The following is a 6,387-nucleotide window of genomic DNA, read 5'->3' on the forward strand; positions in this document are numbered from 1 at the left end:
CCAGCCACACCTGGCTTTCACAGCCGTGCACCCGGTTGGCATCGCACATCTGCGCATCACTCAAGGCCGGCAGACGCTCGCCCCATTGCATCAGCAGGCGTGCGCGTTGTTCCCAGCCGGCCGTTTTCTGAAAGGTCTCGAGTGCCGTTACGGCATCGGCGKGCAGGTTCATCGCAATAGCTCCAGCGCCTGATCCAGGGCTTCAAAGAACCGCTCCAGGTCTTCGGAATCGTTGTACAGCGCCAACGACACCCGAATCGCCCCGGCCAGTTCAAAGCGTTTAAGCAGCGGCATGGCGCAGTGATGGCCGGCCCGCACCGCTATCCCTTGTTCGGTCAGCAAATGCGCGAGATCGGAGTTATGCACACCGTCGACGGTGAAACTGGCCAGCGCCACTTGCGGTTTGCCTAACAGGCGAATGCCATTGCGCGCCTCCAGGCCCTTGAGCAGACAGGCATGCAGCGCTGCTTCATGGGCGGACAGGGCGTTCTGATCGAGCCCGGCGAGGTAATCCAGGGTCGCTCCCAGGCCGATCACACCGGCAATCGGCGGCGTCCCGGCCTCGAAACCCAGCGGTGCCGGGCGAAAGCGTGCGTCGTGATAATTGGCATCCAGCACCATTTCGCCGCCGAACTGCCAGGGACGCAGTTGTTGCAGCGCTGTATTGCGCCCGAACAGCACGCCCAGGCCATCGGGGCCGTAGAGTTTATGGCTGGAGAACACATAAAAATCGCAGCCCAGCGCTTGCACGTCGTGGCGGCCATGGACCACGCCCTGGGCGCCGTCGATCACCGTCATGGCGTTGTGCGCCTTGGCCAGTGCCAGTAATTCAGGCAGCGGCTGCCACGCGCCAATCACATTGGACAATTGGCTGACCGCCAACAGACGTGTGCGCGAGCCTATCAAACCGGTCGCGGCTTCAAGGTCGATCACACCGTCGGCATCCAGCGGCAGGATCACCAGTTTCAGCTCGCGACGGTGCGCCAGTTGCTGCCACGGCAGCAGGTTGGCGTGATGCTCCAGGGCGCTGATGACAATCTCGTCGCCCGGATTGAAAAGATGTTCCAGGCCGTAGGCCAGGAGATTCAGCGCGGACGTCGCGCCGTGGGTAAAGATGATCTGCCCGCAATCGCCAGTATTGAGCCATTGCGCGATTTTGCGGCGGCTGTCCTCGAACGCCTGGGTGGCGTGGGCGCCGGGCAAATGCTGCGCCCGATGCACGTTGGCCGCGCCGTTGGCGTAGTAATGCGCCAGGGCATCCAGCAGGGCTTGAGGTTTTTGCGTGGTGGCGGCGTTGTCCAGATAGGTCTGGCCTTGCCGTTGCAGGGCGGCGATGGCCGGAAAATCGGCGCGCCAGGGAGAGAGGATCATCATGCTATCGGGCCCTGGAGGGTTTACGCCTGACCCCTGTAGGCGCGAGCTTGCTCGCGATGGACGTGAACGATAACGCGCATTGTCTGAATAACCGCGTTGCCCTTACGTTTTTCGCGAGCAGGCTCGCTCCTACAGGTGGATGTGCGGCACTTAGTTATGAGCGTGCAGCGCTTCGTTCAGTTCGATGGCCGATTTGTGGGTTTTGCATTCCACGGCACCGGTTTCCGAATTGCGACGGAACAGCAGGTCCGGCTGGCCAGCCAGTTCACGGGCCTTGACCACTTTGACCAGTTGATTGTTTTCGTCCAGCAGTGCGACCTTGGTGCCGGCAGTCACGTACAGGCCCGACTCGACGGTGTTGCGGTCGCCCAACGGAATGCCGATACCGGCGTTGGCGCCGATCAGGCAGCCTTCGCCGACCTTGATCACGATGTTGCCGCCGCCCGACAGGGTGCCCATGGTCGAGCAACCGCCGCCCAGGTCCGAACCCTTGCCGACGAATACGCCAGCGGATACGCGGCCTTCGATCATGCCCGGGCCTTCGGTGCCGGCGTTGAAGTTGATGAAGCCTTCGTGCATCACGGTGGTGCCTTCGCCCACGTAAGCGCCCAGGCGCAGACGCGCAGCGTCAGCGATACGCACGCCGGCCGGAACCACGTAGTCGGTCATTTTCGGGAACTTGTCCACCGAGAACACTTCCAGCAGCTCGCCGCGCAGGCGGGCTTCGAGTTGCAGTTCGGCCAGTTCGCTCAGGTCGACCGCGCCCTGGCTGGTCCAGGCCACGTTTGGCAGCAACGGGAAGATCCCGGCCAGGTTAAGGCCGTGTGGCTTGACCAGGCGATGGCTCAGCAGGTGCAGCTTGAGGTAGGCCTCAGGGGTGGACGACAGTTGGGCGTCTTCAGCCAGCAAGGTGGCAACCAGCGGCTTGTGGCTCTCGGCCAGGCGGGTCAGCAGGGCAGCCTGGGCAGCGTCGACGCTTTTCAGCGCTTCAGCCAATTGCGAGGCCTGGGCGGTGCTGAACGCGATGGCCTGATTGCCTTCGGTGTAGCCCAGGATCGGTGCGATAGCGGCGAGGACTTCAGCCGATGGCTTGAGTACCGGGGCGGCGTAGAACACTTCCAGCCATGCGCCTTGACGGTTTTGAGTGCCGACGCCGAAGGCCAGGCTGAACAGGGTAGTGGACATGTGTTTACCTCTAACAAAATTGAACGGGCTGCTTACTTGAGCGCGGCCGCGTAGATATCTGGCTTGAAGCCAATCAGGGTTCGGTCACCGAGATCGAGCACCGGGCGCTTGATCATCGAGGGTTGTGCGAGCATCAGTTCGATGGCTTTCGTCTGGTCGAGATCGGCTTTGCGTTCGTCGTCGAGCTTGCGAAAGGTCGTGCCTGCACGGTTCAACACCACTTCCCAGCCGTGCTCGCTGCACCATTGGGTCAGGTGTTCACGGTCGATACCGACCGCCTTGTAATCATGAAAGTCATAGCTGACAGCGTGTTCATCGAGCCAGGTGCGCGCCTTTTTCATGGTGTCGCAGGCTTTGATGCCGAAAAGGTGCAACGTTTTGCTTGAAACGGTCAAGGAATTGCCCCCTTTGCAGGTGCTGGATTTAAAAGGTGATGGATTATGCCATGACCCTTGAGTTAAAACGCAAAACCCTGTGGGAGGGTGTCGGTACCGGGCGGCGATCCGACGAAGGCGGTGGGCCCAGTCACGGCCCCGCGCACACCGCCCACGGTCAGCAACCAACAGGATCGCGCTGTCGGCACCCGGGTCACTTCACCCTTGCCGCGCAGGCGCCGCCGCCTTCTGCCCCGACCTGTTCGAGCAGGAGCACGTGACCGTGGTGCCGGGTTCTTATTTGTCCCGCGATGTTGATGGTTTAAATCCAGGCGCGGGTCGAGTACGCATGGCACTCGTTGCCCCGCTATCCGAATGTCTTGAAGCGGCAGAACGTATTCGCAACTTCATAACTCGCCGCAACTGACACTGACAAGGCCTGTACCGTGCAACGCAGTACCGGCCGCCACCGGCAACAACATCTAACAAGCAGCAACTTTACAGTGCAACTTTAATTTAAATAATCTCCAGTTCGAAAGCAATCTATTGACCAGGTTAAAACATCGAGAAGGAGAGCGATAATGCCATATTCAGAGCCATGCAAAGTTATCAATAGTTTTGATATACACGCCTCTTACGAAGCGRCCATCAGTGAAAACCCTGGCAACGACAATACCGACTCTATAGGAAGCAGAAAAAAACGCGGCGTCGCATCTCACAGTAAATTCTGGGCAAGTCATCGAACGCTCAAGATTGCTTTTCTTGCCCCACCCTCCAACGCACACCGTCAGGCGGCCATAGCAGCCATCAAACAATGGCAACCCTCTATCAATTTGACGCTGGAGTTCGCAGACGATGCGGTGGGGGATATCAGAATCAGCATGGAAGCCCCCTTGAACTATTCAGCAATCGGTACCGATGCAACACTGCGAGGTCCAGGCGAGAACACAATGAACATCGGCACGGAGCTAACACACCCTGCGTTCGAAAGCACCGTTTTGCATGAGTTTGGCCATGCACTGGGAATGGAACATGAACACCAGCACCCCAAAGCCGACATTCCCTGGAACAGGCCGTTCGTCTACCACTATTACCTCACAAGATATAACTGGTCGAAAGAAGAAGTCGATCACAACTTATTCAAAATACTGGAAACCTTCACTACCCGCACAACGCCCTATGACAAAAAATCAATAATGCACTATCAAATCCCGAATGAACTGACCACGGGCAATTGGAGCGTAGAGAAGAACACCAGCCTCAGCCAGAATGATCGGCGACTGATGCGAAAAATATATCCAAAATCCTTACTGCTCCAATAATTTGCAAGCAAATAAAACCAACACCCCCTTTTCAAAAAACTACAACCGACAAAGACATGGACGCCACCCCAATGAAAAATGGAGCTTGCAGCATTGTTAGAAGCATTGATCCAGTCGCCTCTTACGAGGCCGCGATCAATGAACGAAGTGATAATGTCAAATCCAATACTTCCGGACGCACCAAGAGAAGCGTCGCCGTGCATACTACTTTCTGGAAGCCTGGGCGCACCCTGAAAATAGCCATGTACGACGAGAACCAGAAAACCATAGATACAGTAAAAAACATTGCAAACAAATGGTTGGCGCATGTCAATTTAAAATTCGAATTTATTGCCGGAGCAGTGGGTGACATTCGCATAAAAATCGAGCCAAACCAAACCATTGGCTCTTACTCCCTTTTAGGTACAGATGCACTGACCTGCCCCCCAGACAAACCCACTATGAAAATAGGAACAGCTTTAGAGAATGATGATTTCGAAACCACTGTATTACATGAATTTGGTCACGCACTCGGCCTCCATCATGAACATCAACATCCCGATGCAGATATCCCTTGGGATCTGGAAAAAGTCTACGCGTGGTATAAAGAAAATTTCGACTGGGAGCGTGATCGAGTTGATTCACAGGTCCTGCCGTTACCTCGCTCCACATATTACATCTATGGCGATTACGACCCCTTGTCAGTCATGCATTACGACATCGATAGCAACCTTACCCTGAACAACTGGTCACACCCTGAAAATTCCAAGCTAAGTGAAAGCGACATGGAGATGATTCGCAAAATCTACCCTCACAAAACTATACTCGACACACTCTCTGAGCTATACGACAAACTGAAATCACCACTTTTTGGCAGAACTCATTAACAACTAAATGTTTTTAAAGCACGATTTTTAGCTCTAGCCATATCGATGACTCTTCGATACTCGCTGCAACACAGCAATGAAAACGATCAAAAGAGTGTGCATCATTACTTCATTGCTCCCAGCTTGGCTTCACTTGGATCCAGTTCCCCAACACCTCTCGCAGCACGTCATCACCTAATAGGAGATGACGTGTTCGGAAAATTTCGGGAAATCTGAAGTTCAAATGAGGCCACGCCGGGAAACCTGAAATAAGCGATATAGGCCGGGCTTACAGCAGTGGATAGATGTTGTTTATGTTGATCTTGTCTTGCTCACTTAACTCTGTATAGCGGCCAACGTGCCAGTCTCCATCGGTGAGGGAATTTTCTACGCTGTAGTGCATGATGGAATATTTGTCATAGTTTCCCAGGAAGGTGTCGGCACCGGTTTCTAAATCAAATATATTGTGATCAATGACTTCTCTGCTCCACCCAATAACGTTGGTGTAGTACTCATATACTTTTTCCCGGTTCCAGGGGATATTTGCCTGGGGATGCAAGTGGGCGTGATGCAAACCTAATGCGTGGCCGAACTCGTGAAGTACTGTACGGCGAAAGACCATGTATGGGGCATCTATCCCAATGAGGAGCGTGGGTTCGTCTGGTGGCTGCAGCAATGCATCTGTCCCGAGTGTGGACCAGCTGTCTTCGCCCTTCATGTCAATCCGTATTTCACCGCCAGATTCAACGACTTCGAAAGCCAGGCCGACATAAGGTTCCCACTCGCGAATGATTCGTTCAGCGTCATACTTCATCTCGTCGCGCAATCCTGGCATGAACGAAATAGTAATGTTTTTTCCATTTTCCCAGAACGTGCTGTGGTAACCAACCGAGCGTTTTTGGTGCCGTCCGGGCAAGGTGCTGGCGACGTTCCTGGCGTTTTCCTTGACAGCCGCGGCGCGAGAGTCTTGCTCATTTAGCGGCTTTTTCATTCGGACAAAGTGAGGAGTGTGCATAAGTAACTTCCATGTTGTTTGTAACGTTATATTGATCCCTCAGAGCAATAGGTTGTGGATATTAAGATAATGCACTTGAATGTTTCAGGGTCAGCGTTGTTGTAACTGGATAATGAATTGATGTCCCGCCGCCGCATTGCACAGGGCGGGACTTGGTTGTTTATCGTTTTGCGGTAATGAAAGCGCGAATCCGTTCCGCTGCTTCGACGCACTCCGCCAGCGGCGCGACCAGCGCCATCCGCACACGGCCTGCGCCCGGGTTGACGCTATCC

The 6,387-nt window shown here is 54.9% G+C and carries 8 protein-coding genes and 1 pseudogene; 3 read left to right on the top strand and 6 right to left on the bottom strand.

Annotated elements, in window-relative coordinates; all coding sequences use genetic code 11:
• The 4 genes from ACXRVY_RS14190 to ACXRVY_RS14205 form a co-directional block, all read right to left on the bottom strand.
• A partial coding sequence (locus ACXRVY_RS14190) for a SufE family protein (protein WP_458237604.1) occupies positions 1–172 on the bottom strand: 172 nt, incomplete at its 3' end.
• Positions 169–1,374, bottom strand: coding sequence for an aminotransferase class V-fold PLP-dependent enzyme (locus ACXRVY_RS14195; RefSeq protein ID WP_223458361.1), 1,206 nt, complete (start codon positions 1,372–1,374; stop codon positions 169–171). The genes ACXRVY_RS14190 and ACXRVY_RS14195, both read right to left, overlap by 4 nt.
• A 150-nt stretch (positions 1,375–1,524) precedes the next feature.
• Positions 1,525–2,559: a 2,3,4,5-tetrahydropyridine-2,6-dicarboxylate N-succinyltransferase gene (gene dapD, locus ACXRVY_RS14200; protein ID WP_223458364.1), complete on the bottom strand. Its 1,035-nt coding sequence runs from the start codon at positions 2,557–2,559 to the stop codon at positions 1,525–1,527.
• A 32-nt stretch (positions 2,560–2,591) separates the two neighbouring features.
• Positions 2,592–2,954, bottom strand: a complete 363-nt coding sequence (locus tag ACXRVY_RS14205; protein WP_007978403.1) for an ArsC family reductase — start codon at positions 2,952–2,954, stop codon at positions 2,592–2,594.
• Between the two features lie 226 nt (positions 2,955–3,180).
• Between ACXRVY_RS14205 and ACXRVY_RS14210 the strand changes: the two are divergent.
• The 3 genes and pseudogenes from ACXRVY_RS14210 to ACXRVY_RS14220 all read left to right on the top strand — a co-directional run.
• Positions 3,181–3,360, top strand: a pseudogene (locus ACXRVY_RS14210) (succinyldiaminopimelate transaminase); the annotation flags it as partial.
• Between the two features lie 154 nt (positions 3,361–3,514).
• Positions 3,515–4,255, top strand: coding sequence for a M12 family metallopeptidase (locus tag ACXRVY_RS14215; RefSeq protein ID WP_458237603.1), 741 nt, complete (start codon positions 3,515–3,517; stop codon positions 4,253–4,255).
• A 56-nt stretch (positions 4,256–4,311) separates the two neighbouring features.
• Positions 4,312–5,121: a M12 family metallopeptidase gene (locus ACXRVY_RS14220; protein ID WP_223458368.1), complete on the top strand. Its 810-nt coding sequence runs from the start codon at positions 4,312–4,314 to the stop codon at positions 5,119–5,121.
• Between the two features lie 268 nt (positions 5,122–5,389).
• Here ACXRVY_RS14220 and ACXRVY_RS14225 read toward each other — a convergent pair whose 3' ends face one another.
• Both ACXRVY_RS14225 and ACXRVY_RS14230 read right to left on the bottom strand, forming a co-directional pair.
• A complete protein-coding gene (locus ACXRVY_RS14225; protein WP_223458370.1) occupies positions 5,390–6,115 on the bottom strand; it encodes a M12 family metallopeptidase in 726 nt (241 codons plus the stop codon).
• A 160-nt stretch (positions 6,116–6,275) separates the two neighbouring features.
• The coding region (locus ACXRVY_RS14230; protein ID WP_458237605.1) for a hypothetical protein at positions 6,276–6,387 on the bottom strand (112 nt) is incomplete at its 5' end.

It is taken from the genome of Pseudomonas sp. P5_A2_2 (assembly GCF_054177685.1).